Consider the following 25,313-nt stretch of genomic DNA (forward strand, 5'->3'; position numbering starts at 1 on the left):
CTTTTTTTATGTTTATATATGTTTAACTCAGAAATGGCTTAATATGAGAAAGGAAGTTAGCCCAATCTTCTTGGTTTGTAAAGCTTGCTTGTGCTTGTTTGTCGTTTCCACCACCACGACCATTAAAGGAGGAAAGATGCTCTTTTAAAAGAGAGCCACAATGAATAGAAGTAGCGCCATTATGGCTAAGTAATACTTTCTGTTCAGAAGTTGATGCAAAGAGAATAACACAATTTGTTTGTGATAACACTTCTTTTGCCATTAGCTGAATATCTTTCATTGATTCTTCCTCAAAAATATGAAAGATAAAGCTGTTTTCTGATTGGTTGACTAGCTGCTTGGTTAAGCGCTTGGCGTTTTCTAGCTTGAGTTTTTCTAGTTCTTTTTGAAGCTGCTTTTGCTCTTGCTCTAGCTTTTTAACTCGATCTAAAATACCGCTACGACTCGTACTAAACATTTGGCTCAGTGTTTGTAAAATGTGTTGCGCCTCTTGGTAGTCTTCTTTTGCGCGCATTCCACATTTAAAAAAGAGTCGTGTATATCCTTTTTGCTTTTCCGTTTTACTTAGCTTCATTAATCCTAGCTCGCCTGTTCGAGAAACATGGGTTCCACGACATGCAGAATAATCAATATCTTTAATTTCCACAATTCGCAGGTTCTCATCTGTTACATCTGGGATTTTATGTAGTGGAATCGTCGATAGATCATTGCGATGAAGATAATACGTCAAAATCTCTTTATTGGCATAGATAGCTTCGTTTACCTTTTGTTCGATATGCTGAAGTTGTTGTTCATCCAATGAAGCAACGGCTAAATCAATTGTTGTATCCTCCGAACCTAAGTGAAAACTTAGGGTATGAGCATCGTATTCTTCTATACAAATTGCTGATAGCAAATGTTGACCTGTATGTTGCTGCATATGATCAAAACGTCTTTGCCAATCTAAGACACATGTAACATCACTTTTTGCGGGCTTGTTCTTTACCTTATGAAAAACATCGTTATTTTCTTCAAATACTTCTAACACTTCCATACCAGAAATTGTCCCATGATCTGAAGGTTGACCTCCACCTTCAGGATAAAAGGCAGTTTTATCTAGCTTGATTATATAGTGGTCATCTTTTTCATAGACATCGGTAATGGTTGCTGTCCATGTGTGTGTATACGGATTTGTGTAATACAATCGTTCAGTTTTCATCTATGTAAATTCCTCTCTAACGTTATATCAAAAGTGTAGTATGAGGATGTGTTGAAGTAAAGGAAAACAGTACAAACATTGCTCCATTTGAGGAATACCCAGATACAAAGTAGAATAGAAATAGGAAGGTGAAAAGGAGGCTACAATGATGAGTATATTAGACGGGTTACTAGGCAACGCCTCAGAAGTAGATTTACAGGCAGTTGAGCAAGAGTTAGAACTGATTTTTGTGCAAAATGAAAAAATGGAAAAGGCGTATAAAATCATTCGAGACTTAGTTGTGTTCACGAATAAACGTCTTATTCTCGTTGACAAGCAAGGAGTCACAGGGAAGAAAGTAGAGTACCATTCAATTCCATACAATTCTGTCACACATTTTAGTGTTGAAACAGCGGGGCGCTTCGATTTAGATGCTGAGTTGAAAATTTGGATTTCAGGAGCATCAATCCCAATTTCAAAAGAATTTAAGAAAGATAAAAATATATTCGACGTTCAACGTACACTTGCCACATACGTCCTATAAGGGAAACGCAACCAAGATGGTTGCGTTTTTTTATGTTTTGTAAAAAAAGGGGTTGTCTTTTCTACTATAAAGCATATAATTATAACTGTAGTATGAAAATTAATACAGTTAGTACACTTAGTACACACCATACGGTTTAGAATAGAGAAAGGAGGTACAACATGTTTGATTTAGATATCCGAAGTCGTAAACCAATCTATGAGCAGTTAGTTGAAAAGCTAAAAGAGCTCATTATTCATGAAATATTTCAAGCTGATCAGCAATTGCCGTCTGTTCGGTTACTTGCAAAAGATTTAACCATTAATCCAAATACCATTCAAAAAGCGTATCGAGAATTAGAAAGTCAAGGTTACATTTATTCGATTCCTGGAAAAGGAAGTTTTGTGACACCGCAATCTGCTGCATCAAATAATGAAAAGGTGAAAAAGATGAAAGAAGAATTAGTTAAATTGATTTCAGAGGCGATGTATTTAGGGTTGAAAAAAGAAGAAATCCTGTCTCTTATTACTGAAGCAGAGCAAACGGTGAAAGGGGGAGAAAAGAATGATTGATGTAAAAAATTTAAAAAAAGAATATGAAGACAACGAAGCCGTTCAGGATGTGAGTTTACATATTAGAAAAGGATCCATCTATGGTCTTCTAGGTTCAAACGGTGCGGGTAAAACAACCTTGCTTAAAATGCTAGCCGGTATTTATAAGCAAGACAGTGGAGAAATCAAAATAGATGGTCAGCCCATTTTTGAAAACACAGAGATGAAAGAGCGCCTTATTTTTCTATCAGACTCGTTATACTTTTTTCCTCAATCGACAATTAAGCAACTAGCAAGCTTTTATCGTAGCATCTATCCGAAATGGAACGAAGAACGTTTCGAACGACTAGCAGAAGCTTTCCCTATTCCTCTTACGAAAAAAGTTCACCGAATGTCAAAAGGGATGCAGCGACAAGTTGCGTTTTGGCTCGCTTTATCAGCCATGCCCGATATTCTTATTCTAGATGAGCCGCTAGATGGATTAGATGCGGTCATGAGACAAAAAATCCGCAATCTTTTAATTCAAGATGTTGCAGATCGTGAAATGACCGTTTTAATTTCTTCTCATAACCTTCGAGAAGTAGAAGATTTATGTGATTATATTGGAATTTTACATCAAGGAAAGTTAATGATTGAAAAAGAATTAGATGATTTAAAATCAGATGTTCATAAAATTCAAGTGGCTTTTAAAAAAGATGTACCACTTGCGTTTTTACAAGAATTAGAGATATTACACAAAGAACAGCGTGGAAGCGTTTTACTATTTATTGTGAGAGGGAAGGAACAAAAAATTGCATCATTTGTACAGTCGCAACAACCGGTTGTATTTGATATCTTACCGCTTACATTAGAAGAAATATTTATTTATGAGATGGGGGATGTGGGTTATGCCATCGAAAACATTCTTGTTTAATCGAGGAATTTTTGTTCAAACAATCCGGAATGTCGGCTGGGCGAGCTTACTTTATTTTGTATTATTATTCTTTTCACTGCCATTGCAACTTTTAATGAAATATACACAAGAGCGAGATCCATTTGAGCAGCTACCTCTTAACCTGTTTTCAGTCATGGGTGACTTACAAGTAATCTTTGTATTTACGGTACCCGTGTTACTTGCAATCTTTTTATTTCGTTACATGCATGTAAAACTATCAGCTGATTTTATGCATGGCTTGCCAGTAAAGCGTGAGCAGTTATTTCATCAACAAGTAGGTGTTGGAGCAGCTCTTTTAATCCTACCAATCGTTCTTATTACACTATTAAGTGCAATACTCATTCCATTTCTAAATATTCAAGATATCTTTTCAACTGAAGATGTAGTGAAATGGTTTTTTACAGTCACTCTAATGACACTTTTAGTTTATACGTCTAGTATTTTTGTTTCTGTGTTTACAGGGATGTCGATATTACACGGATTATTAACCTATATCTTATTGGCGTTTCCGGTTGGAATTACCATAATGGTTATCATGAATTTACGTTACTTTTTAAATGGACTCGCTGTGGATTATTACTTTAATGGGTCTTTTGTTGAAAATTTATTTTTACCAGCACGTTACATGGAACTGACAAATGACAGACTGTTAACCACTACAGAAATGGTGATTTATTCTTTCCTTATTCTCTTTTTCTATGTGATGGCCTTACTTATGTACCTTAAACGAAACGTAGAAGTCGCAAATAGTGCGATTGCGTTTAAGCCGCTTCAACCTATTTTTAAATATGGCGTGACGTTTTGTGTGGCCATTGTTGGAGGCTTGTATTTTCAAGAAGTACAATATTCATTTAATTGGGGAGTATTTGGATATATAGCAGGTGCACTACTAGGTTACGTGATTGCACAAATGATACTAGACAAGACGTGGAGAATCTTTAGTAAGTGGAAGGGTTATGTAGGTTTTCTTGTTGCTTTTGGATTGTTAGGATTCATTTTGCAAGCGGATGTAACAGGGTTTGAGCGCAAAGTTCCCGAAGTAGAAGATGTAGAAAAAGTATATTTTGCAGAGGATTTTTATCCATTGTTTGTTTCACCAGAAAACTTTGAAGATGACCAAGCGTATAACGAATATAAGCCTTTCTACTATAGAGAAACAGAAAATATTGAACATATTATTGCCTTTCATAAGCAAGTTGCGAAAGAACAACATGCATATGTAAGACAGGATTGGAAACATGCTCGTTCAGTTGCTATCTTATATGAATTGAAAAATGGAAAACAAATTACAAGGCAATATATTGTACCAGCCAAAGAGTATAAGTTATTTTATGAGCCGATTGTTTCGTCAGATGAACATATGGAAAATTATCATGAATTGTTGCGTGACCAAAATCTAGATGATGTAGAACAATTGATACTTCGTTCGCATGATGGACAAGAAAAACAAGTAACGATAGCTGATCCACAACAAGTTCGTGAGTTTTTAAAAGTGATAGAGAAAGACATGCGAACACAAAGCTTTGATGATTTATATAGATATCCAGGGCAGGAACCGTGGGGAGATATTGAATTGATTCGACCTGACAAAAAAGCGTTAAGTCATGTGAGTTGGAACAAATCGTACGAAGGAGTAGATCAGTGGTTAGCAAAGCAAAATTTACTTGAGAAAGCACGTTCAACGGGTAAAGATTACGACCAAGTCATTATTGTTGAAAATGACTTTAACAAGTCAATTGATGAGTTAAAACAAAAAGAAATAGAGAAAGCTCCTCATGCATTAAAAGTGACAGATGCTAGTCAAATTGATGTGATGTTAAAAGCGAGTATTTGGGATGATCGCGGTGAGTACGTTGTCGCTTTTTATCACAATAAACAAAAGTATCCAGTTATTCGCTCGTTTAGAAGTGATAAAATACCAGACTTTGTAAAGCAACACTTTAACAATAAATAAAAGGAGAACAATCATGTGTACGGAAAAGGACATTCCATCCTTTGAAGAATCTTTAAAGCAATTATTTCGTTATTTACAAGCGAAAGGAATCGCGCAGCAAGATGCAGAAGATTTAACTCAGGAAGTTGCTTTGAAATATTTAGAACAGAAAGATTCAATCCACCCTGAAAAGGTAAAAGCTTGGATGTTTCGAGTCGCCATCAATAAGCACTACGATACGATTCGTCATCAGAAAGTAAAAGAGCGGTACATTGAAAAGTGTAAGCGTCAAGAGTTTTATAATCGTGCTTGCTGTCCGATCACTTGCTTGCTTCAAAATGAAAATTGCCTAGAGTGTCACGTTATCTTAAATAAGTTAAATCCTACTTATCGTCGATTGCTTATTTTAAAGTACGTACTTGAGCTAAAATATGAAGAAATTGCTCAACGTCTAAATATGCAGGTAGGTACGCTAAAATCAACCTTATTTCGTGCAAGGAAGAGTTTCATAAGAGAATATGAGAGTATGGTTGAAATCATGTAAAAAGCTCACGCTTGCTGTGAGCTTTTTTCTTTTCTGATCAATCCTATCTCAGAAATAAAGCTAAGATAAAATGACAAAAGTCTATTAAAATCAGTTTTGCAAGCACTTAAGTATGCTTTTCACCTTATGATTTTACAAACGATGATGTATAATAAGAATATACGTTCTGATTGTAAGGTGATTAGATGAAAAAGATGTATCCAAAAAACGGCCGGGTGATTCTTCATATTGATGCAAATGCCTTCTATGCATCCGTTGAAGCAGCATATAATGCAGAGCTGAACCACAAACCTGTTGCGATCGCAGGAAACCCAAAAGAACGACGAGGGATTGTCGTTACGTGTAATTACATAGCAAGAAGTAAAGGTGTACATGCTCCAATGCCGCTTTGGGAAGCAAAACAAAAATGTCCTGACCTTGTTGTTTTAAAGCCTAACTTTTCTCTTTATCGAGAAATATCAAACAAGATGTTTGACTCTTTAAAAAGCTATTCAAATATGTTAGAGCCTGCATCTATTGATGAAGGATATCTAGATATTACGAGTTCCTTTACGCTAGGAAGTCCACTGGAGATTGCTGAACAAATTCAGCAATCTTTGCTATCGCAATTAAAAATACCCGTTTCCATCGGTATTGCTCCTAATAAATTTCTAGCTAAAACCGCAAGTGATATGAAAAAACCACTTGGCATTACTGTTCTTCGTAAAAGGGACGTTCAAGAAGTTCTTTGGCCTTTAGACGTTGGTAAGATGCACGGAATAGGACAAAAAACGGCTGAAAAGTTAAATCAAGTTGGTATCGAAACAATTGGTCAATTAGCAAAAGCGGACGAGCATCTCGTAAAAAGTGTGCTCGGATTGAAAGGGAAAGTTGTTATTGAACGAGCAAATGGTGTTGATCACCGAGTTGTTAACCCTAATGCAACTGAAGAATTTAAATCGATTGGCCATTCAACAACGTTACCTAAAAATGAAACGGAAGAGAGAGTGCTACTGCAAGCATTTGAACGACTTTCTCAATCTGTTTGTCAGCGAATGCAACAAAAAAAAGTCGTCACACAGCATATTCAAATTACCATTCGATACAGCAATTTTCAAACCGTTACAAGAAGCGAAACACTTCCACACGTCATTGAATTAAAAGAGGATCTTTTCTATCACGCTGTTCGTTTATTTCGTAAGAATTGGAATGGTGATTCTATTCGCTTGTTGGGAGTTACCGCTTCTCAAGTCGTACGTAAGAAAAAAGCAATCAAACAATTGAATCTCTTTACATATGAAGAAGAAGTCAGTGAAGAACCTCTACTAAAAGTAATCGATCAGCTTAAGCAAAAATTTGGCGATAATATTATTCAAAAAGGCATGGAGATAAAAAGCAATCAAGACAAGTAGTGAAAAATGAGACTGAGTCCAAAACAGAGTGTTCTTGCCCTTTGGTTTCAGTCCCATTTATTACTTGTTTTTTTGTGTATCTTTCATCCTATTTTTTGTAAAAAATCACTTGCTTTTGTTAGGGTATAAAAGATTTGTAGTATGATATAAGGGTCTTATTTTAAAAAGAGGTGAGATAGATGAACACATACAAATGGATTGGTAGTATGATAGCTGTTCTTTTTCTTTTAACGGGTTGTGGAAGCGATGAGACGAATGGTGTAGCTACTAAGTCTGAAGAGAAAAAAGAAGAAAAAGCAGTAACGGAAGCAATAAAAAATGAACAAGCACCACGAACAATTGAAGAGGTTAATCAGCAGCAAAGTGGTACTCTAGTAAAAGAATATGAAGAAAAAATAAAGAAACTTGATCGAAGTGACTTTGAAGATTTCAAACAAAAAGAAATTGATCCGCAATTAGAAAAAGAGTTAACGTCTTTTATGAAAGAAAACAAAGATGCATCAAGTGATGACATTTACAATTATTTAGTGCATCTTGTTGGAATAGGTACATATCAGGAAGCTAGCGAAAAGATGGAATCATTTGAGCCTTCTTTTAAAGGCCAAGACGCAGATTTACCAACTGGGCCCGATACAGTTCAAACCGAAGAGGGGAAATCAATTGAAATGAAACGTAATTCGGTCATTTTAGTTGATGCAAGCGGGAGTATGAAAGGCAAAGTTTCAGGTGAAGAGAAAATGGTTCTAGCAAAAGAAGCAGTAAAAGAATTTGCACACAACTTACCTGAAGATGAGAACGTATCATTAGTCGTGTACGGACACACAGGATCGAATGAAGAAAATGATAAAGAGTTTTCTTGTAAAGGCGTTGAAACGATTTATGAGATGAATCGATATGATTCGACTTTGTTTGGACAAGCCATGAATGGTTTTGAGGCAGTTGGCTGGACACCACTTACGGCTGCAATTGAATCTGCTAAAAACATCTTACAACCTTACGAGGGCAAAGAGTACGAGAATACGGTTTACATTGTAAGTGATGGCATTGAAACGTGTGGAGGAGATCCTGCAAAGGTTGCGGAATCATTAGTCGATTCCAATATTAAGGCAAAAGTAAACATAATCGGTTTTGATGTAGATGATGAAGGTCAAAATCAATTAAAAGCCGTTGCTGAAGCTGGTGGTGGTAAATATGCGACTGTTCGTACAAAAGAAGAATTGCGAGAGGAAATCATTGAGAAGTGGCGACCATCAATGATTGATCTAGCATGGTCTCATACAGCGGGAATTAATCCGTGGGATCATTTAGCAGAGATGAAACGATTTGATAAAGATAAAGAGACTTACCAAACACTAGCGAACCGTGAGTACAGCATGCTTTCAAGTGGTCTTCAATACTTGTCAAATCATAATTTACTTGACCGTGAAACGAGCGAAAAAGTTCTTACATTAATCAGTGATATGCAGAAGTTAAAGTTAGATTATGCATCTCATATGAGAGAAAAAAAGTTTGCAGAAATGGAAGCAGAAGTAGAACGAATTGATGCACAAATCAAAGAGTGGAAAGAGAAATGGAATAAAGAATTAAATACGGACTTTTAGGCATAAATCTAACAAAAAAAGGGAATGTAAAAGCATGAAGGAAACTTCGTGCTTTTTTGTTACGCTTATTAGTTGACGTTTCAAATTTAATTTTGTAATATTTAATTGTACACAACAAAAAAATGATGAGGTGAATCACATGTCAGTATTATTTACAGCAAAAGCAACAGCAACAGGTGGACGTGAAGGTAGAGTAAAATCAGACGATGGAGTATTAGATGCAAAGCTAGTAATGCCAGGATCAGGTTCTAAAGAACAAGGAACAAATCCTGAACAATTATTCGCTGCAGGCTACTCAGCGTGCTTTGATGGGGCACTTAATTTAGTTGCTCGTCAAGCAAGCAAAAAAATCGAATCAACTATTCATGGTGAAGTTAGCTTAATGAAAGATGCAAGTGACAACGGTTATAAAATTGGTGTCGTATTAAATGTTGAAATAAAAGGTGTATCACAAGAAGAAGCTGAGGAGCTTGTTCATAAAGCACACGGTGTTTGTCCATATTCAAAAGCAACTCGCGGAAACATTGATGTAGAGCTAAATGTAACTGCAAAATAAAAAAAGCCCTTTTGGGCTTTTTTTATTTTGCAGAATTATAAGTATGAAGCGCTGCTAGTAAATCGTTTAACGTTTGCTTTAAATGAGAAAGTTGTTGAGGTGATTGATTAGACATGCTAAACACGGCATCTGGAATATGACATGCTTTATCTTTTAATTGTTTACCTTCTTCCGTTAAACGAACAGTGACCACTCGTTCATCTTCTAACGATCGTTGACGAGTAAGTAATCCTTGCTGTTCCATTCGTTTTAGCATAGGCGTTAACGTGCCAGAATCCAAATATAGTCGCTCACCCATCTGCTTCACACTTACTTCTTCTTCTTCCCATAAGACAAGCAACGCTAAATATTGAGGGTATGTCACATTGAGTTCATCGAGAAGGGGCTTGTATACTTTCGTAATTTCTCGAGATGTAGCATAAATGGTAAAGCACAATTGATGTTCTAGTTTTAATTGTTCATAGCGATCGCTCAATTAAATTGCCTCCAATTTATATGATTTATTTCTATTATACACGTTAAATATGGAAAGAAAAATGAATGTGCAGATAGGATGGATGCAAGATTTACGAAATTAAACATATACATATAAAGAAATGGAGGGGTTTTGTGAAAGAAACTCATGAAAAAAATAAAGATTTCATTAATACGGTTAACGTTCATAATCATGTTAACTTTGCGATTAATTCAATGGGAGGCATTCAGCTCGTTATTGTTATACTAGGCCTATTTTTTATTCATAAAAAATGGCCAACCACTGTATTACATACTAAGAAAAGCGAGAAAACATGATGTTCCTCACTTTTCTTGACTTTCAAATCCTGCAATCATATGTTCAATAACTTCTTTAGCGTGTCGTTGATTCATTAGCAATCGAGTACCTTGACCAGCCCATAATGACATATATTCTGAATTATGCTGAGAAGCAGCTGCTTTTCTAATATCACTGGTAAGGGTATTTTGAGTTGGGAATGGAAGGGGTGCAACTTTTTGTGCTTCAAACTCTTTTATAAATTTATTTTTAATGCCTCTTGCAGGTCGTCCTGAAAAACTTTTTGTCACCACTGTACTTTCTTCATTACTATTTAGTAGGGCTTGTTGATAAGCAGGATGGGCTCCTGATTCAATGGTGGTTAAGAATTGTGTGCCCATTTGCACACCAGACGCTCCCAATGCTAGAGCAGCACGTAAGCCCCTACTATCCATAATACCACCAGAAGCGACAACTGGAATGTTAACAGCATCTACTACTTGAGGGACTAAAGAGAACGTGCCAATAGTAGCTCCATAGGGATGATTAGTTAAATCAAATGTGCTTCGATGTCCCCCGGCATCGCTACCTTGAGCGACAATGACATCAACACCATTTGCTTCTGCTAATAATGCTTCAGAAACAGTCGTCACCATGGCGGTTACTTTTGAATGTTGTTGCTTGACTAATGTCATCTGCTTCTTTGTTAGCAAGCCAAAAGCTGTGCTTATAATGGGTACATTTTCTTCTAATAAAATTGAGAATTGTTCGTCAGTATCATCTTTTGTTTGAACATGAAGGGAACCATCTGGTAATTTAAGTACCTGTCGTATGGAATTGAGCACAGACTGCCCATTCTCGATATTGGTTAAGTCGTCTTTCATTGATGTTGCAAAAAGATTTACGGCAAAAGGTCGTTTCGTTTGTTCTTTAATTTTACGAATTGCCATTCTCATATCGTTCGGAGACATGTAAGCTGCACCAAGTGTTCCGAGACCACCAGCTTCACATACAGACACTACTAATTCAATAGTGGTAGGACCACCTGCCATGCCCGCTTGAATAATGGGGTATTTAATTTGCAAGGTATCGCATAATGAGGTGTGTAACTGCATTATATTTCTCCTTTGTTGAATATTCAGAAAATAATATCTCTATCTTACAATAGGAATTATGTGGAATCAAGATGATTTAATTATCATCTAGGTAAAGATGAAACGTTTATCTAAAGGTGTGTTAAGTAATATAAATAATATGGAAAAAAAGAGACATACTAGAAAAAAAGGAGATGATCCAATGTACTTTGCGAAAAAAGGGATAGAAGAACCTGTTAATATAATTGAAGATACAACGGTCTACGCCTGTGAATCTGATTTGTGTAACGGATGGATGAGAGAGGATTTTGCAACAGCCGATTATTCATGTCCAATGTGCGGAAATCCTATGAAACAAGAAGTACGTGGATTACCTAAAATTAAAACGGACTACAATCCATTTTCAAAATAACCAAAAACAGCTATTTTTAGCTGTTTTTTTTATTCAGTTGAAGTGTTTACTGCTACAGGTTTATGATAGAAGTCATCATTTTATAGGGAAGCAAATAGAAGATGTAAAGGTTTTGTTAAGGTTAAGCTGTATGAAAGGAGTTGCTTTTTATTTTGTAGAATATCATAGTGAATTTATCATAAGTGGAGGAAGAGAACATGGCATTAAAAGCGACGCTTCGAAAACCATTTTTTATGAAAATGTGGGAAAGTCACCCTAAAGTATGGAAAGCGATGGTTGATGTAGGAATTTTGTTGAAATACAAAACATTAAATATCGCAAAGCTTCCGCAAGTAATTAAGTTGCCATCGACTCAATTACTTTATGTAAATCCAAATGAAAATCGAGGGCGTGTACTGCTTATTAAAAATGGAATTACACAATCGCGACTCACACGGTTTTGGATAGATACGGTTCAAACATTTAAGCCAACAATCATTGTAGATGTGGGAGTGAATTATGGAGAGTGTATTTTCTCTACGAATTATCCCACGAATACAAAAGTATTCGGTGTGGAAGCAAATGCTTATCTCATCCCTTATATTATTAAGTCAAAAGAAGTTCATCCAAACAAAGAGCAAATAACTATTGTTCAAGCGTTTGCGTCGAATGAAGAGAATGGTAATCAGCGTTTTTATGTTGATAAGCACTGGTCGGGTACATCCTCTGGTTCATATGCACCGTCTCATAATATGATTGAAGAGCATGAAGTTCAAACGATTACGATTGATTCGTTATTAGAAGGTGAATCAATAAAAGAACAACGTTTGTTGTTCAAAATCGATGTAGAAGGCTATGAATCCTTTGTATTGCAAGGTATGAGTCGAATTATAAAAGAATGTGATGAGATAATGGGGTTTATAGAATTTGATAGTGAATATATTAAAAAGTCAAACACAGATCTAGATGCTTTTCTCTCTTTTTTGAATAAGTACTTTTCCGTTTTTATGTATGATTCTAATGACGCGTTAGTTGAGATTTCATCTTTTACATATAAACAAATGATTGATCATTTAGGGTGTGATGAAGTACACACAGATCTCATTGTTGTAAAAAAATAAATGATGAAGAAGAGATATTAAAAAACCCAATGTCTATCTATCCAGTGATTTTATTGGATACAACAGACAACGGGTTTTTAAGGCTATGCAATATGAATGTTTCTTTTAGTTAACGTCATTATTTTAAAATTTTAACCTTCACTGTTTTGACACCCCATTGAATAGCTCGTTGCTTTGATGGGATGAAAACATCAATTTTGTTTCCTCTGACCGCGCTTCCTGTATCACCAGCAATCGCTTCACCGTAACCCTCTACGTATACTTTTGAACCGAGTGGGATAACTTTAGGGTCAACTGAAATGACTTTTTGATTTGGATTTGCTTTTAAATTGATACCAGTTGCTGTGATACCACTACAACCTGCACAGCTAGCGGTATAGGCAGTTGCTTTCACCGTTAACTCTTTAACAACAGATGGTGCAGGAGTCGAAGCAGCAGCTTTTACTTTTGGTTGTGCAGTAGGTTTTGCTGTTTTTGTTTCCGATTTTGACACGGCAAGCGACTGGTTTGGATAAATAAGTGTAGAAGATAAATCATTCCACTGTTTTAGTTGATTTACCGTAATATTATGTTTTTTGGAGATGCTCCATAATGTATCTCCAGCTTGTACTTTGTATGTATCCGCAAAAGCAGCTCCTGAAAAACCTAATGTCAATAATGCAGTTGTTCCTAAAGACAAAATAACCTTTTTCATGAAAGCGTCCTCTTTTCTTTAATATAGAGTGATTGTACCAACACAATGTGACAAAACCATTACAAATTGTTACGTTTTATGTTACAAATTGGTGACATTTTGTTTGGTTAAAAATTCCATAAAGACCAATAGGTGTATCTCTGAACGATATATCCCTTTTTATGATAGAATAGAAAAGTTGCTCATACGAACGGATATAGAAGGAGTTTTAACGATGGAAAAACGAACGGTTCGCACATATCTAAAAGAATGGAAACGTGCATTATCAATTGAAGTCGACTACCTAAAAACACAAGGTGGAACGGCTCACTTGTTAGTAGAGGGTGAGTTCATTACAAAAAACCAAGATGAGTTTACCTACCGGTTTAACATGACCAATGATCTATTTCTACTTGATGGGGCAGTTGTTCGTCTTGTTTATCAAGGGGAAGAAATAAAAGCAGAGGTTATAACAATAGAGGGAAAAAATCTCATTTTAAAACTCCCGCTCTTTATCGGAGAAGAAATTGAAAGAATCGAATTGTACAATGAACCGTGGGAGCTACTAGAAGCCCTGATTGATCGATTAGAAGAGTTAAAAGATTATCGAACGAAATTAGCGAGAGTCAAGCGTCTAATGAGTGCTGATGCCCCAGTTAAACACAATGAAAAGACGATAAAAAGCCCTCTTCATGAAATCCTACTTAGATCTCATCTTAATGCAACAACATTCATATGGGGACCTCCTGGAACAGGGAAAACTTATACATTATCAAGAGTAATTGCAAACCACTGTCGAACAAAGAAAAAAGTACTTGTATTGTCTCACAGCAATGCTGCAGTAGATGTGGTCATGAGTGAAGTAGCTTCTTATATGAAAGGAAAGAATTTGTGGAGACAAGGTGAAGTTATTCGATATGGAACGAGTCGATACGAAGAAGGGCAGCTTCATTCGGATTTACAATCAGCTTCTATCTTAGAGATGGATCACCCTGATATAATTGGTCAAATTGTTGCATTAGAAGCAGAACGAATAAGACTCAGTCGATATTCGGGAACTTCAAGTAAATTAGTTCATATCGATCGACAATTAAGTAAATTACGAGGGCAGAAGCTTGAGCTTGAACGTGAATTAGTTGAAAGAGCACATATTATTGGCGCAACTCTTTCTAAAGCCACAACCGATCGCACATTATATGAAAAAGAATATGATTTAATTGTTGTAGATGAAATTAGTATGGCTTACGCACCTCAAGTAGCATTTTCTGCAACTCTCGGAAAGAGAATCATTGTTTGTGGAGACTTTAAACAACTACCTCCAATTGCGTTAAGTGATCATGCCTATGTAAATCAGTGGCTAAAAGAAGATTTATTTTATCAATCAGGTATTGCTCAAGCGGTTCAACGGGGAGAAGTACCACCGAACTTATTTATATTAGAAAAACAAAGGCGCATGCATCCGGACATTTCTGCTTTTACGAATCAATATATTTATCACAATAAAGTAAGTGATCATGATAGTGTATCTGTCCGACAAGAGATAGCAAATCAGAAGCCTTTTCAATCGAAAGCTTCTATATTAATAGATACGTCATCGTTACATGCGCATGCTTTGAAAGACACTGTAACAGAGTCGCGATATAGTCTCATCTCAGGGCTGTTGTCAGTCAGTTATCTACTTCGTGCTTATAAAAGTGGTCTTTCTTCATTAGGATATGTAACACCATACAAAGCACAGGCAAGGCTTGTTCAGCAGCTAGTAGAAGATTTGAAAATGAGTGAATGTATTGCTGTATCAACGGTTCATCGATTTCAAGGATCAGAGCGCGATATGATTATATTTGATGTAGTAGATAGTGCACCTCAATCTCGACCAGGTGTGTTATTAACGGACGAGAAGGGCGATCGTTTAGTTAATGTCGCGTTAACCCGCTCTAGAGGTAAGTTGCTTACTATTGCAGATGATACGTATCTACAAAAACGCGTATCAAAAGAGCGAGCACTTTTTAAGTTATTGAAGCATGTAACTAAGCACGACCAAAAACTACAACCTTCATTATTTTTAAAAGAACTTGTTCAACATAAGCAGTTAGCATGGTTTAAAACGAGTGACACACGTCAATTATTACAAGATTTGAAGCAAGCAAAATCGAACATCTTATTTTGCGTTCCGTCTGCGAGTAAAGTTCCAAGTGATGTATGGAAACTATTAAATGAAAAAGTAGATGTGACAATTTTAACAAAAGAGCCTGAGCATGTGCCTTTATCTCATGCAACGATTGTATATTCGTCATATCCATTATCTCTTTTATTTATTGGTCATCAGGTGCTATGGTTGAACATGCCATACGCTGGTGAACATAAAGCGATATTGAGTGTAAGAGTACAGGCTACGCAGATGATAGAACTACTGAGAACATATATTGATGTAACACCTGAAGTTGCTATACATGAAGAAAAAATCCCAAAGACCACTGCATCGAAAAAAGAGTATTCTCTTTCTAAATATTTAAGCGTTTGGGAAAGATGTCCAGACTGTAACAGTACACGAGAGGCTGAGGTTACAAAGAAGGGAAAAGTTAGGTTGCTGTGTCATTACTGCGGGAACGTTGGTGGAGTGCCTCGATTTATATTTGAACGATATATCGAATATGTAGATTTAAAATGTGTTCATTGTCAAAAGGGATTTGAGGCTGTATCGGATGAAGGACGCGTATATGCTTGCTGTCCAAGCTGTCATCTAGAGATTGAACCGAAAGACGTTTTATAAAGTTATTTATTGGACATGAATGATAAAGAGTAAACAAAGTAGAGGTATGACAATGAACGTTCTCTCTTTATCATTTGAATTAATTGTTGGTTTTTTTCTTCTTTTTCTAATTATTAAGTTTGTAGGGAAAAAGCTTATTAATCAAATTACGCCTTTTACATTCATTGCAGCTATTGTATTAGGAGAGTTACTTGGTAACGCTGTGTATGACAATGAAGTAGGATTATTTTATATTTTTTATGCAATGAGCGTTTGGGGACTTTTGTTATTTTTAGTCGAATATATTGGGCAAAAATCATTGTTTTTCCGAGGAGTCGTTGAAGAAAAACCATCTGTACTTATAAAGAATGGTGTTATCAATCGACAAGAAATGAAGAGAAATAAAATGAATCTTAATCAACTTCAAAGTTTACTTCGTCAAAGTGAAACCTTTTCAATACGCGAAGTAGCCTATTGTTATTTAGAAGCGAACGGTTCGATTAGTATTTTAAAGAAGTCTAACTATCAGAAAACAACTAGAGAAGATTTAACACTGAAAATTGAATCTGTGTATGTTCCAGTTACCCTTATTCGTGATGGAGAAGTATTATGGGATGAGTTAGAAGATATTCAACTCAATGAACAATGGCTAAAGCAACAATTGTCTTTAAAAGGTGTACAGCATTATAAAGATGTCTTTCTTGCAGAATGGTTAGAAGGTGAAGGGCTTTTTGTTCAAACGTATTAAGACGAGACAATACAGTCTCGTCTTCTTTTATTCATTCGTATGCAATTAATTTGTATGCGAAAATCAAGAGAAATAAACAATTGTGTCGAAAAAACAGTGAAAAAATGCATAAGAAAAAAAGTTTAAATTATTTTTGATACCGCTTTCATATGCATAGGGTTGCATAAAAGATGGTAATTCCTTGCTTGTCCGTTACCTTGACATCAAAAACCAGCATGTTACGATTAATAACGTTGTTATAAAAACGCGAACAAAAATGCGAACGAAATTAGGAGAGATTTGATGCTAAAAAACAAAACTGTAGCTTTTTTAGGTGCAGGCTCGATGGCAGAAGCAATGATTTCAGGAATGGTTCAAGCTGAAAAGGTGCCTGCTAACCAAATTATCGTCACAAATCGAAGTAACGCGGAACGACTGAATGAATTAGAAACAAAGTATGGAATCAAAGGTATGAAAAGAGAAGATTTAGTGTTTGAAGATGTAGATGTGTTTATCTTAGCAATGAAGCCAAAAGACATTGATGTCGCACTACATTCAATTAAAACCCACTTACAACCTCATCAACTTCTTTTATCTGTTTTAGCAGGTATCTCTACTTCTTACATGGAAGATCATCTAGCGCAGGGACAACAAGTGATTCGTGTCATGCCAAACACATCAAGCATGATGGGAGAATCAGCAACTGCAATGTCTCCAGGACAGTACACAGCCATGGACAATGTGATGATTGCAAAAGATTTATTAACTTGTATCGGTGAAGTATATACCATTGATGAAGAAAAAATGGATATCTTCACAGGGATTGCGGGAAGTGGTCCAGCTTATTTCTATTATTTAATGGAGCACATTGAGCGAGCTGGCGCTGAAGAAGGCCTAGACCCTGAGATGGCTCGACAAATTGGAGCTCAAACAATTCTAGGTGCTGCCAAAATGATTATGGAACAAGACGAAACACCTGCACAACTACGTGAAAACGTCACATCACCAAATGGAACAACAGCTGCAGGATTAGATGCATTAGCGAAATTCGGTGGTGGAGAAGCCATTACACAAGCAGTAAAAGGTGCGTCAAAACGTTCAAAAGAAATTAGTTCACAATTACAAAAAGTTGTGAACGCGTAGAATTACCATCATTATTCTTCGTTTAAACCTTCATAAAACTAAAACAATCAACTTACAAATAAACACAACAAGAAACTAGGAGTGATTCGATGAACCCCGACAAAAACAAGCGGGTTGTCATTAAGATTGGAAGTAGTTCATTAACAAGTGCACATGGAGAAATTAGTCGTCGTAAACTTGAACGACTCGTAGACGAAGTTGTTCAGCTAAAAGATGAAGGTCACGAAGTGTTACTTGTATCATCAGGGGCGGTTGCAGCTGGGTATCGCAAGCTTGGTTGCTTAGAACGCCCTAGCTCATTACCAGAAAAACAAGCCGCTGCATCAATTGGTCAAGGGTTGCTAATGGAAGCATATTCTGAACTATTCCTATCACACGGTTATGTTGCATCACAAATTTTAATCACACGTGATGACTTCTCTGACCATAGTCGCTATAACAATGCACGAAATACAATAAATGTGTTATTAGAGCGAGGTATCATTCCGATTGTAAATGAGAATGATACAGTCACTATTAATCGCTTGAAATTTGGTGACAATGATACGTTATCAGCAAAAGTAGCCGGGTTAGTGGACGCTGATCAACTCATTATTTTATCAGATATTGATGGCTTATACGATGCAGATCCAAGAGAAAACCCAAATGCTGAGCTATTAAGTCATGTAAGCGAAATTACAGAACAAATTGAAGCTGCAGCTGGCGATTCAGGTAGCTCGGTTGGAACAGGTGGCATGCGTTCAAAGCTTGATGCATTCAAAATTGCAATGGCATCAGGAATTCCATCATTTCTTGGTAAAGCTGGTGTTTCTAATATCATTATGGATGCAGTGAAGCAAACGGCAAAAGGAACGTATTTTGAATCAACAGATGAAATGGAAAACCTTGATTCTAGAAAGCAATGGATTGCCTTTAACTCTGGACCAAAAGGGGAAGTAACGGTAGACGAACAAGGTAAGAAGTTAATGATGGAAAAAGAAGGAAGTTTATTACCTTTACATGTTCACCAAGTAAAAGGTCGTTTCGAAAAAGGAACCGTTGTAAGAATCATGGATTTAGACAATGAAGAAATTGGTCTTGGTGTTGTAAATTATCCATCTGATCAACTTGTGCAATTGCAAGGTAAAAAAGTTTCAGAAGATAGTAAACCAGCAGTTGATAGTGATGGCCTTGTTTGCCACATTGAAATTCCAATGCCAGTCGGACTTTAATAAATAAAAGTAAATTATGATAATCAATAAAACTAACAAACGGGAGTGATTGGGTGACTGTTGCAGTCAAAAGTCGAGTAGAAGAACAAGCAATTGAAGCGAAGAAAGCAGCTAAAACATTAGCCATATTATCAACAGAAGAAAAAAATCAAGTGTTACACGTATTAGCAGATACGTTAGAAGAAAAGTTTGAAACGATTTTATCAGCAAACCACAAAGATTTACAAGCTGGTCGTGAAAAAGGATACGAAGAAGCATTTATGGACCGTCTTGCATTAACAAAAGAACGCGTATACGATTTTGCGAAAGGACTGCGTGAAGTAGCAGAATTAGAAGACCCAACAGGTGATGTGTTATCAAATTGGACATTAGATAATGGATTAGATGTGAAACAAGTACGCGTACCATTAGGTGTAATCGGTATGATTTATGAAGCGCGTCCAAACGTAACCGTTGATGCCACAGGGCTTGCTTTAAAGTCTGGTAATGCAATTGTGCTAAAAGGTGGTTCATCTGCCATTAACTCAAATAAAGCGATTGTTGACGTGATGCATGAGGCGCTTGAAGACACCAAAATTCCGAAACAAGCTGTTCAATTTATTGCAAGTACAGATCGTGCAGCTACACAAGAGTTATTTACTATGAAAGAGCACATTGACGTGTTAATTCCACGCGGTGGAGGTTCATTAATTAACGCTGTTGTGAATAATGCAACCGTTCCAGTACTTGAGACAGGTGTAGGAAACTGCCACATTTATGTAGATGTAGATGCAGATGTTGAAAAAGCATTAAATATTCTAGTTAATGCGAAAACAGATCGACCAGCCGTATGTAACGCAGCAGAAACATTAATTGTGCATAAGAATTGGTTAGCCAAGCACAAAGATGCTTTAATCGAAACACTAAAACAGAACAACATTGCCGTTCATGGTGATGAAGAAGCCGTTCGTGTTATCCCAGGTGCTGTTCTTGCTGATGAAGATGATTGGGCGAACGAATATTTAAGTTTAGATATTGCTGTAAAAGTAGTTGATTCGGTCGAAGCTGCGATTGCCCACATTGATCAATATGGTACAAAACATTCAGAAGCAATTGTAACAGAAGATGCTCAAGCTGTTACTACGTTTATGAATTTAGTTGATGCAGCTGCCCTATATCACAATGCATCAACACGATTTACAGATGGTGGGGCGTTAGGATTTGGTGCAGAAATTGGTATTTCGACTCAAAAGCTTCACGCTCGTGGACCGATGGGATTACCTGCTTTAACAACAATTAAATATATTATGAGCGGTAATGGTCAAGTACGCTAATAGATTGTGAAAAAGACACAGGGAATAGATACATTCCCTGTGTCTTTTTCGATGACAAATAGTAAAGGGTAAATGCGGAGATACTAAGTGAAGACATTTATGATAATGCGTATGACTAGAATAAAGAAAAACGGGTACATAATAGATAAACTATTCAATGGCGAGGGATCAAATATGAAAAAAGCGATGATTATTCTTAATCCTTCATCTGGAAAAGAACAGGCAAACAAAAACACAACGAAAATTGTCAGTACACTTGAGCGTGTCGGATATGAAGTAGATGTTCGGATAACTGAACAGGAGGGAGACGCCAAACGATTTGCTGAATGTTCTTGTGATGAAAAATTTGATGCCGTCATTTCTGTTGGAGGGGACGGCACACTAAATGAAGTAGTGAATGGCTTAGCTGAAAAGCCACATCTTCCAACTTTAGGTGTGCTTCCTTTAGGGACATTAAATGATTTTGCTAGAGCTTTAAACATTCCATTAGAAAGTGACCAAGCCATTGCTGTTTTAGAAAAACAACGAATAAAAGAAGTGGATATTTGTAAAATTGGTAATCAATATTTTACAAACATTATGGCTGCTGGAGCACTACCACAAGCGACTTCAAATGTTTCAATCGAACAAAAAACACGTTTAGGTTCTCTGGCTTATGTTCTAGAAGGGCTAAAAACGTTAGTCAATAAAGAAACTTTTCATCTTCAAATGAAACATGATCATGGAGAGTGGGAGGGAGAAGCAATACTTGTGTTAGCGAGCTTAACGAATACCGCTGGAGGTTTTGAAAAGTTTGCTCCTGATGCTGAAGTGAATGATGGGCATATGCGCTCTATGATTATTAAAGATGTTTCCATTGCGAAGCTACCAGGTTTAGCCCTTTCGTTGTTAAAGGGAGAACATATTCATGACCCGTCGATTGAATATGTACATGCGAAAAGGCTCTATTTATCAGCTGATCAAGCTCTGACAACTAATATAGATGGAGAAAGAGGTCCTAGTTTACCAGTTGAGCTATCCGTACTTCCAAAACATCTAAACGTATTCGTTCCTTAATTTATACTGAAATGGACGTTTGCTACATACATTAGTATGTGGCAAACTTTTTTTGTAAAGGAGGAACGGTTATGGCCTCTTTTTTTAACAAAGCAAATGAACAACTCATGAAGCTTTTAAAAAGCGAAAACGGTGGACTCAAAAAAGCAAAAAAGACAATGAATGATAGTGGGATGAAGATTCCCATTACGAGTAATATGATGACTCGCCTTCTAAAAATGAAAACAGAAGAACATAAGCAACTAAAGGAATTAACCGTTTCATTTGAAGGAAGTTCATTATGTATAAAAGGAATGATGAATAAATTATTCATAGATATCCCATTTGAAATAAAGCTATACCCAATTAAAGCAGACAAACGAACTCTTCACTTTCATATCCACTATTTAAAACCAACTAATGCAGAATGGTTGAAAAAACGTATTTTTCACAAACCTCCATTTATGTTGTATCAACAAGACTCTTTTGAACTCGATTTAAATCAAATGAAAAAAATAAGTATCATTCCTATTGGTACAATTAAGCACTTTGAAATAAAAGACGAAAAGTTATGGGTAACAATAGGGCTGTAAAAAAGAACGCTGATAAAGGAGGCATGATTTTCCTTTTATCAGCGTTCTTTTTTGTGGCTAATGAGGTAACAGCGTTTTATAAAGTCGATCATCATAATCAGCTGGTGCTCCACGGCCATCCGTGTTATTACTAATCCAATACATTTGTCCATTGTCAATGAGGGTATCACGCATTCGACCTTCACCATCAAAAAAGATTTCAGGTTTTTTGTCGGCTAAATTGAATGCTACGATGCTAGATCCTGCTAACGTTGCGATATAAAGATAGCCATTTTCATAGCTGATACCAGAAGGAGCCCAAGTTTCATTACCTGTATGAAAGAGGGGAGTTACCATTTCGCTTGCTTGTTCATCGCCCTCAATTATTGGCCACCCATAGTTCTTTCCAGCTTGGATATGGTTGATCTCATCATGGGCTTGTTGTCCATGTTCTGTACTATAGAGTGTGCCGTTACTATCCCATGCAAGTCCTTGAGGGTTTCGATGTCCATATGAATACACATACGAGTTTTTATAAGGATTATCGACTGGGATGGTTCCATCAAGATTTATTCTTAAAATCTTCCCAGCTAAACTTTCTAGATTTTGCGCCAGAGACGGTTCTAATGCATCACCTGTTGTGACGTAAAGCTTGTTATCTGGTCCAATTTTAATTCGCCCACCATTATGAAATCTTGCTCCGGGGATGCTTCCTATCATTTCTTGCTTTTCAACCCAAACATTATTTTGTTCTTCCATAAGAATCACTCGATTTAAAATACGGCTTCCTTCCTTATAGGTGTGGTAAGCATAAGCTTGCTTTGTTTGTTTGAAATGAGGAGCTATGATGAACCCGAGAAAGCCGCCTTCGCCTTCTACATGGATGTCTTTTATAAGAGAAAGAGACTGTGCCGTCTTTTCTTTTGTTTCTTCATTTAATTTTATAATTTTACCATTTCGAGAGCTAATATAAAGAACGTTCTGGTGTTTTGCTATCGACCATGGAGCTGAAAGTTTTTCAGTTAATACGTTTGTCTCACTTTGTTTAACTACCTCAGTGCTATGAATTTCAGGTGACGACGAAGGTGAGGAATCTTCATTTTGATGAGCTGAACAGCTAATGAGTAAAAATACTGCAAGCGTTGATGGTAACATTTTACGAATCATAAAAGCCTCCTTACAAGATTTTCTTATTTCATCGTAGCATAAAGGCAATAGAAACTCTTACCATATATAGTCAATATGTTATCAAAATAACTGAAAATAAAAAAATTCTAACGTTACTTGGTGATTAAACCACCCAAAACAGTATCAACTATGTAAATGCGGTTAAAAAAGAGGAGAAATGTATTTACATAGTTGATACAAGCTTTTTACAAAAATAAATAATACATTAACACAGGCTTTATATTAAAGGATTACTATAAGACATGTGAAAGATAAGTGAATAAAACATGAGGTAATGAATTTGAGAAACCATGAAAAAACAATAGGCATATCTATAGAATCCTATCACTTTTTCATGGTTTTTTATTGTTTGAAAGGAGTGAGTGGATGTGGACCCATCGAAGGAGTTCTTAAGAAGGCTTCAACAAGATCGTCTCATTGCATCAATTAAAAGCCCGAAAGATCTAGAGAGTTTCCTAGAAACAGACATTCAATCAGCCTTTTTATTAACAGGCAACATTAGCGTGATTAAGCGCTATGTTGATTTATTAAAGCAGAATAATCGATTTGTATTTTTGCATATTGAGAAAATTGCGGGAATTAGTTATGACAAAGAAGGATTGAAGTTTCTAGCGAAGTTTGTAAAGCCAACAGGCATTGTCACAACAAAAAGCTCTCTTATTCAATTAGCAAAGCAACAAAACCTTATCACCATCCAACGGCTTTTTTTAGTAGACACTGATGCGGTAAATCACGGATTGAAAATGATTGAAACTATTCGGCCCGACGCACTAGAAGTTATGCCAGGACTCATACCAAACATGATTACAAAGATCACATACAAAACCGACGTTCCTGTTATAACGGGTGGCCTTATTAACAATGACCGTCACATACAAGAAGCGCTACAAGCAGGAGCTTTAGCTGTTTCGACGGGAAAGTCGTGGCTATGGAAGAAGAGTTTAAATCAATCATTAACGCTAGAAACAGAGGAGGAATTTAAATGAAAAGAGTAGAGCTTATCAACATCGGGAAGTCATATGACCAAAAAACCAACGTAATTGAAAATATTAATGTATCGATTGAACCAGGGGAATTTTTTGTGCTAGTAGGCCCATCAGGTTGTGGGAAAAGCACAATGCTGCGAATGATTGCAGGTCTTGAAAGTGTCACATCTGGTGATTTACTAATTGGTGATACAAAAGCAAATCATTTGCAGCCAAGTCAACGTCACTTATCAATGGTGTTTCAAAACTATGCACTTTATCCGCACTTAACAGTCGAGCAAAACATCATGTTTGGTTTGTACACAAAAAAAATTCAAAAGCCAGAACAAAAGAAGCGCTGTGTAGAAGCAGCAGAGATGCTTGGATTGCAAACACTTTTAAAACGTAAGCCTCGTGAGTTATCAGGTGGTCAGCGCCAAAGGGTCGCTTTAGCTCGAGCAATTGTGACACAGGCTCCTATTTGTTTAATGGATGAGCCACTATCAAACCTTGATGCAAAGCTACGTGCGAAAATGCGTTCAGAAATTCGTCAGATTCAGCGTAAGTTAGGCATCACCATGATTTATGTCACACATGACCAAACAGAAGCAATGACGATGGCTGATCGAATGATGATTTTAAACGGAGGTCACATTCAACAGGTAGGAAAGCCACTAGACATTTATAATAAACCGGCAAATACGTTTGTCGCTTCTTTCATTGGTGCACCGCCTATGAATTTAGCAGATGCTCGTTTGAAGGGACAACTTCTCACATTTGAAGATCAACGCACACTTTCATTAAATAGTTTTGATACAAATCTATCAAAACAGGAAGTGACCGTTGGTGTAAGACCAGAAAATATTCAACTCGCACAAGAAAACGAGACAAGTTTTATTGTGGAAGTAGAGAATGTGGAAGTGTTAGGGACAGAAACCTTAATTACGTTTGCTATTGGCAACAATCAGCAATGGTTAGCAAAGTGGAATGGACAGTGGAACATTAACGTAGGAGATCGTGTTCCAATTTACATTGATCAAAAAGATCTCTTCCTATTCGATAAACACGACGGACATTGTTTACACGCGGCATCAACTGTTTCATCTGAACATGTAATAAGTAAAGAGGTGTTAGCATGAGTCAAGTAAAGCACGCTTCAACAAATTCTGT

General features: G+C 36.5%; 25 protein-coding genes. 20 read left to right on the plus strand and 5 right to left on the minus strand.

Annotated elements, in window-relative coordinates:
- Window positions 1-22 precede the first annotated feature (22 nt).
- Window positions 23-1,198 (minus strand): alanyl-tRNA editing protein, encoded by a 1,176-nt coding sequence (locus JOC83_RS12480; RefSeq protein WP_205187632.1) that lies wholly within the window; start codon window positions 1,196-1,198, stop codon window positions 23-25.
- 148 nt (window positions 1,199-1,346) lie between these two features.
- On the opposite strand from JOC83_RS12480, the gene JOC83_RS12485 reads away from it, so the two are divergent.
- The 8 genes from JOC83_RS12485 (at window position 1,347) to JOC83_RS12520 (ending at window position 9,210) form a co-directional block, all read left to right on the plus strand.
- Entirely contained in the window at window positions 1,347-1,721 is a 375-nt protein-coding gene (locus tag JOC83_RS12485) for a PH domain-containing protein (protein ID WP_205187633.1), read from the plus strand.
- 161 nt (window positions 1,722-1,882) lie between these two features.
- On the plus strand, window positions 1,883-2,272 hold the full coding sequence (locus JOC83_RS12490) for a GntR family transcriptional regulator (protein WP_205187634.1): 390 nt from the start codon (window positions 1,883-1,885) through the stop codon (window positions 2,270-2,272).
- Entirely contained in the window at window positions 2,265-3,164 is a 900-nt protein-coding gene (locus JOC83_RS12495) for an ABC transporter ATP-binding protein (RefSeq protein ID WP_205187635.1), read from the plus strand. Before JOC83_RS12490 ends, JOC83_RS12495 begins: the two co-directional genes overlap by 8 nt.
- On the plus strand, window positions 3,139-5,139 hold the full coding sequence (locus JOC83_RS12500) for an ABC-2 family transporter permease (RefSeq protein WP_205187636.1): 2,001 nt from the start codon (window positions 3,139-3,141) through the stop codon (window positions 5,137-5,139). Before JOC83_RS12495 ends, JOC83_RS12500 begins: the two co-directional genes overlap by 26 nt.
- A 13-nt stretch (window positions 5,140-5,152) precedes the next feature.
- Complete coding sequence (locus tag JOC83_RS12505) at window positions 5,153-5,662, plus strand: RNA polymerase sigma factor (RefSeq protein ID WP_205187637.1); 510 nt, start codon at window positions 5,153-5,155, stop codon at window positions 5,660-5,662.
- 185 nt (window positions 5,663-5,847) lie between these two features.
- Window positions 5,848-7,053: a DNA polymerase IV gene (locus JOC83_RS12510; protein WP_205187638.1), complete on the plus strand. Its 1,206-nt coding sequence runs from the start codon at window positions 5,848-5,850 to the stop codon at window positions 7,051-7,053.
- A 179-nt stretch (window positions 7,054-7,232) separates the two neighbouring features.
- Entirely contained in the window at window positions 7,233-8,654 is a 1,422-nt protein-coding gene (locus tag JOC83_RS12515; protein ID WP_205187639.1) for a vWA domain-containing protein, read from the plus strand.
- Between the two features lie 139 nt (window positions 8,655-8,793).
- Window positions 8,794-9,210, plus strand: coding sequence for an organic hydroperoxide resistance protein (locus JOC83_RS12520; protein WP_205187640.1), 417 nt, complete (start codon window positions 8,794-8,796; stop codon window positions 9,208-9,210).
- A 22-nt stretch (window positions 9,211-9,232) separates the two neighbouring features.
- Here the strand turns inward: JOC83_RS12520 and JOC83_RS12525 are convergent, their stop codons facing one another.
- Window positions 9,233-9,685: a MarR family winged helix-turn-helix transcriptional regulator gene (locus JOC83_RS12525; protein WP_205187641.1), complete on the minus strand. Its 453-nt coding sequence runs from the start codon at window positions 9,683-9,685 to the stop codon at window positions 9,233-9,235.
- A 134-nt stretch (window positions 9,686-9,819) separates the two neighbouring features.
- Here JOC83_RS12525 and JOC83_RS12530 point away from each other — a divergent pair, with 134 nt between their 5' ends.
- Window positions 9,820-10,002: a hypothetical protein gene (locus JOC83_RS12530; protein ID WP_205187642.1), complete on the plus strand. Its 183-nt coding sequence runs from the start codon at window positions 9,820-9,822 to the stop codon at window positions 10,000-10,002.
- A gap of 6 nt (window positions 10,003-10,008) precedes the next feature.
- Here the strand turns inward: JOC83_RS12530 and JOC83_RS12535 are convergent, their stop codons facing one another.
- Window positions 10,009-11,076, minus strand: coding sequence for an NAD(P)H-dependent flavin oxidoreductase (locus JOC83_RS12535; RefSeq protein ID WP_205187643.1), 1,068 nt, complete (start codon window positions 11,074-11,076; stop codon window positions 10,009-10,011).
- Window positions 11,077-11,257: 181 nt separating this feature from the next.
- On the opposite strand from JOC83_RS12535, the gene JOC83_RS12540 reads away from it, so the two are divergent.
- Complete coding sequence (locus JOC83_RS12540; RefSeq protein ID WP_205187644.1) at window positions 11,258-11,467, plus strand: cold-inducible protein YdjO-related protein; 210 nt, start codon at window positions 11,258-11,260, stop codon at window positions 11,465-11,467.
- Window positions 11,468-11,664: 197 nt separating this feature from the next.
- Window positions 11,665-12,567 carry an FkbM family methyltransferase gene (locus JOC83_RS12545; protein WP_205187645.1) on the plus strand — a complete coding sequence of 301 codons (903 nt, stop codon included), beginning with the start codon at window positions 11,665-11,667 and terminating at the stop codon, window positions 12,565-12,567.
- A 118-nt stretch (window positions 12,568-12,685) separates the two neighbouring features.
- Here JOC83_RS12545 and JOC83_RS12550 read toward each other — a convergent pair whose 3' ends face one another.
- Window positions 12,686-13,261: a 3D domain-containing protein gene (locus tag JOC83_RS12550; protein WP_205187646.1), complete on the minus strand. Its 576-nt coding sequence runs from the start codon at window positions 13,259-13,261 to the stop codon at window positions 12,686-12,688.
- Between the two features lie 214 nt (window positions 13,262-13,475).
- Here JOC83_RS12550 and JOC83_RS12555 point away from each other — a divergent pair, with 214 nt between their 5' ends.
- From JOC83_RS12555 to JOC83_RS12585, 7 genes are all read left to right on the plus strand, one after another.
- Window positions 13,476-16,010 carry an AAA domain-containing protein gene (locus tag JOC83_RS12555; protein ID WP_205187647.1) on the plus strand — a complete coding sequence of 845 codons (2,535 nt, stop codon included), beginning with the start codon at window positions 13,476-13,478 and terminating at the stop codon, window positions 16,008-16,010.
- 52 nt (window positions 16,011-16,062) lie between these two features.
- A complete protein-coding gene (locus JOC83_RS12560; RefSeq protein WP_205187648.1) occupies window positions 16,063-16,737 on the plus strand; it encodes a DUF421 domain-containing protein in 675 nt (224 codons plus the stop codon).
- A gap of 282 nt (window positions 16,738-17,019) precedes the next feature.
- The gene (gene proC / locus JOC83_RS12565) at window positions 17,020-17,859 is read left to right on the plus strand and encodes a pyrroline-5-carboxylate reductase (protein ID WP_205187649.1); all 840 of its coding nucleotides are present in this window, start codon (window positions 17,020-17,022) and stop codon (window positions 17,857-17,859) included.
- Window positions 17,860-17,948: 89 nt separating this feature from the next.
- Entirely contained in the window at window positions 17,949-19,070 is a 1,122-nt protein-coding gene (gene proB / locus JOC83_RS12570) for a glutamate 5-kinase (protein ID WP_205187650.1), read from the plus strand.
- Window positions 19,071-19,123: 53 nt separating this feature from the next.
- Window positions 19,124-20,383 (plus strand): glutamate-5-semialdehyde dehydrogenase, encoded by a 1,260-nt coding sequence (locus JOC83_RS12575; RefSeq protein WP_205187651.1) that lies wholly within the window; start codon window positions 19,124-19,126, stop codon window positions 20,381-20,383.
- Window positions 20,384-20,557: 174 nt separating this feature from the next.
- A complete protein-coding gene (locus JOC83_RS12580) occupies window positions 20,558-21,439 on the plus strand; it encodes a diacylglycerol/lipid kinase family protein (RefSeq protein WP_205187652.1) in 882 nt (293 codons plus the stop codon).
- Between the two features lie 71 nt (window positions 21,440-21,510).
- Window positions 21,511-22,011, plus strand: coding sequence for a hypothetical protein (locus JOC83_RS12585; protein WP_205187653.1), 501 nt, complete (start codon window positions 21,511-21,513; stop codon window positions 22,009-22,011).
- A 57-nt stretch (window positions 22,012-22,068) separates the two neighbouring features.
- Here JOC83_RS12585 and JOC83_RS12590 read toward each other — a convergent pair whose 3' ends face one another.
- Window positions 22,069-23,157, minus strand: a complete 1,089-nt coding sequence (locus tag JOC83_RS12590; RefSeq protein WP_205187654.1) for a PQQ-dependent sugar dehydrogenase — start codon at window positions 23,155-23,157, stop codon at window positions 22,069-22,071.
- 389 nt (window positions 23,158-23,546) lie between these two features.
- Between JOC83_RS12590 and JOC83_RS12595 the strand changes: the two genes are divergently transcribed.
- Both JOC83_RS12595 and JOC83_RS12600 read left to right on the plus strand, forming a co-directional pair.
- The gene (locus JOC83_RS12595; protein ID WP_205187655.1) at window positions 23,547-24,164 is read left to right on the plus strand and encodes a glycerol-3-phosphate responsive antiterminator; all 618 of its coding nucleotides are present in this window, start codon (window positions 23,547-23,549) and stop codon (window positions 24,162-24,164) included.
- Entirely contained in the window at window positions 24,161-25,282 is a 1,122-nt protein-coding gene (locus JOC83_RS12600) for an ABC transporter ATP-binding protein (RefSeq protein WP_205187656.1), read from the plus strand. The genes JOC83_RS12595 and JOC83_RS12600 overlap by 4 nt, the downstream gene beginning before the upstream one ends.
- Window positions 25,283-25,313 lie beyond the last annotated feature (31 nt).

The organism is Priestia iocasae, from assembly GCF_016909075.1.
Lineage (GTDB): Bacteria > Bacillota > Bacilli > Bacillales > Bacillaceae_H > Priestia > Priestia iocasae.

What these genes read in the sequence shown, in the direction of transcription:
- JOC83_RS12480 (WP_205187632.1), bottom strand. Translation starts at nt 1,198, where the DNA reads ATGAAAACTGAACGATTGTATTACACAAATCCGTATACACACACATGG.
- JOC83_RS12560 (WP_205187648.1), top strand. Translation starts at nt 16,063, where the DNA reads ATGAACGTTCTCTCTTTATCATTTGAATTAATTGTTGGTTTTTTTCTT.
- JOC83_RS12550 (WP_205187646.1), bottom strand. Translation starts at nt 13,261, where the DNA reads ATGAAAAAGGTTATTTTGTCTTTAGGAACAACTGCATTATTGACATTA.
- proB (WP_205187650.1), top strand. Translation starts at nt 17,949, where the DNA reads ATGAACCCCGACAAAAACAAGCGGGTTGTCATTAAGATTGGAAGTAGT.
- JOC83_RS12555 (WP_205187647.1), top strand. Translation starts at nt 13,476, where the DNA reads ATGGAAAAACGAACGGTTCGCACATATCTAAAAGAATGGAAACGTGCA.
- JOC83_RS12495 (WP_205187635.1), top strand. Translation starts at nt 2,265, where the DNA reads ATGATTGATGTAAAAAATTTAAAAAAAGAATATGAAGACAACGAAGCC.
- JOC83_RS12485 (WP_205187633.1), top strand. Translation starts at nt 1,347, where the DNA reads ATGAGTATATTAGACGGGTTACTAGGCAACGCCTCAGAAGTAGATTTA.
- proC (WP_205187649.1), top strand. Translation starts at nt 17,020, where the DNA reads ATGCTAAAAAACAAAACTGTAGCTTTTTTAGGTGCAGGCTCGATGGCA.
- JOC83_RS12500 (WP_205187636.1), top strand. Translation starts at nt 3,139, where the DNA reads ATGCCATCGAAAACATTCTTGTTTAATCGAGGAATTTTTGTTCAAACA.
- JOC83_RS12505 (WP_205187637.1), top strand. Translation starts at nt 5,153, where the DNA reads ATGTGTACGGAAAAGGACATTCCATCCTTTGAAGAATCTTTAAAGCAA.
- JOC83_RS12510 (WP_205187638.1), top strand. Translation starts at nt 5,848, where the DNA reads ATGAAAAAGATGTATCCAAAAAACGGCCGGGTGATTCTTCATATTGAT.
- JOC83_RS12540 (WP_205187644.1), top strand. Translation starts at nt 11,258, where the DNA reads ATGTACTTTGCGAAAAAAGGGATAGAAGAACCTGTTAATATAATTGAA.
- JOC83_RS12515 (WP_205187639.1), top strand. Translation starts at nt 7,233, where the DNA reads ATGAACACATACAAATGGATTGGTAGTATGATAGCTGTTCTTTTTCTT.
- JOC83_RS12520 (WP_205187640.1), top strand. Translation starts at nt 8,794, where the DNA reads ATGTCAGTATTATTTACAGCAAAAGCAACAGCAACAGGTGGACGTGAA.
- JOC83_RS12545 (WP_205187645.1), top strand. Translation starts at nt 11,665, where the DNA reads ATGGCATTAAAAGCGACGCTTCGAAAACCATTTTTTATGAAAATGTGG.
- JOC83_RS12590 (WP_205187654.1), bottom strand. Translation starts at nt 23,157, where the DNA reads ATGATTCGTAAAATGTTACCATCAACGCTTGCAGTATTTTTACTCATT.
- JOC83_RS12490 (WP_205187634.1), top strand. Translation starts at nt 1,883, where the DNA reads ATGTTTGATTTAGATATCCGAAGTCGTAAACCAATCTATGAGCAGTTA.
- JOC83_RS12580 (WP_205187652.1), top strand. Translation starts at nt 20,558, where the DNA reads ATGAAAAAAGCGATGATTATTCTTAATCCTTCATCTGGAAAAGAACAG.
- JOC83_RS12535 (WP_205187643.1), bottom strand. Translation starts at nt 11,076, where the DNA reads ATGCAGTTACACACCTCATTATGCGATACCTTGCAAATTAAATACCCC.
- JOC83_RS12600 (WP_205187656.1), top strand. Translation starts at nt 24,161, where the DNA reads ATGAAAAGAGTAGAGCTTATCAACATCGGGAAGTCATATGACCAAAAA.
- JOC83_RS12585 (WP_205187653.1), top strand. Translation starts at nt 21,511, where the DNA reads ATGGCCTCTTTTTTTAACAAAGCAAATGAACAACTCATGAAGCTTTTA.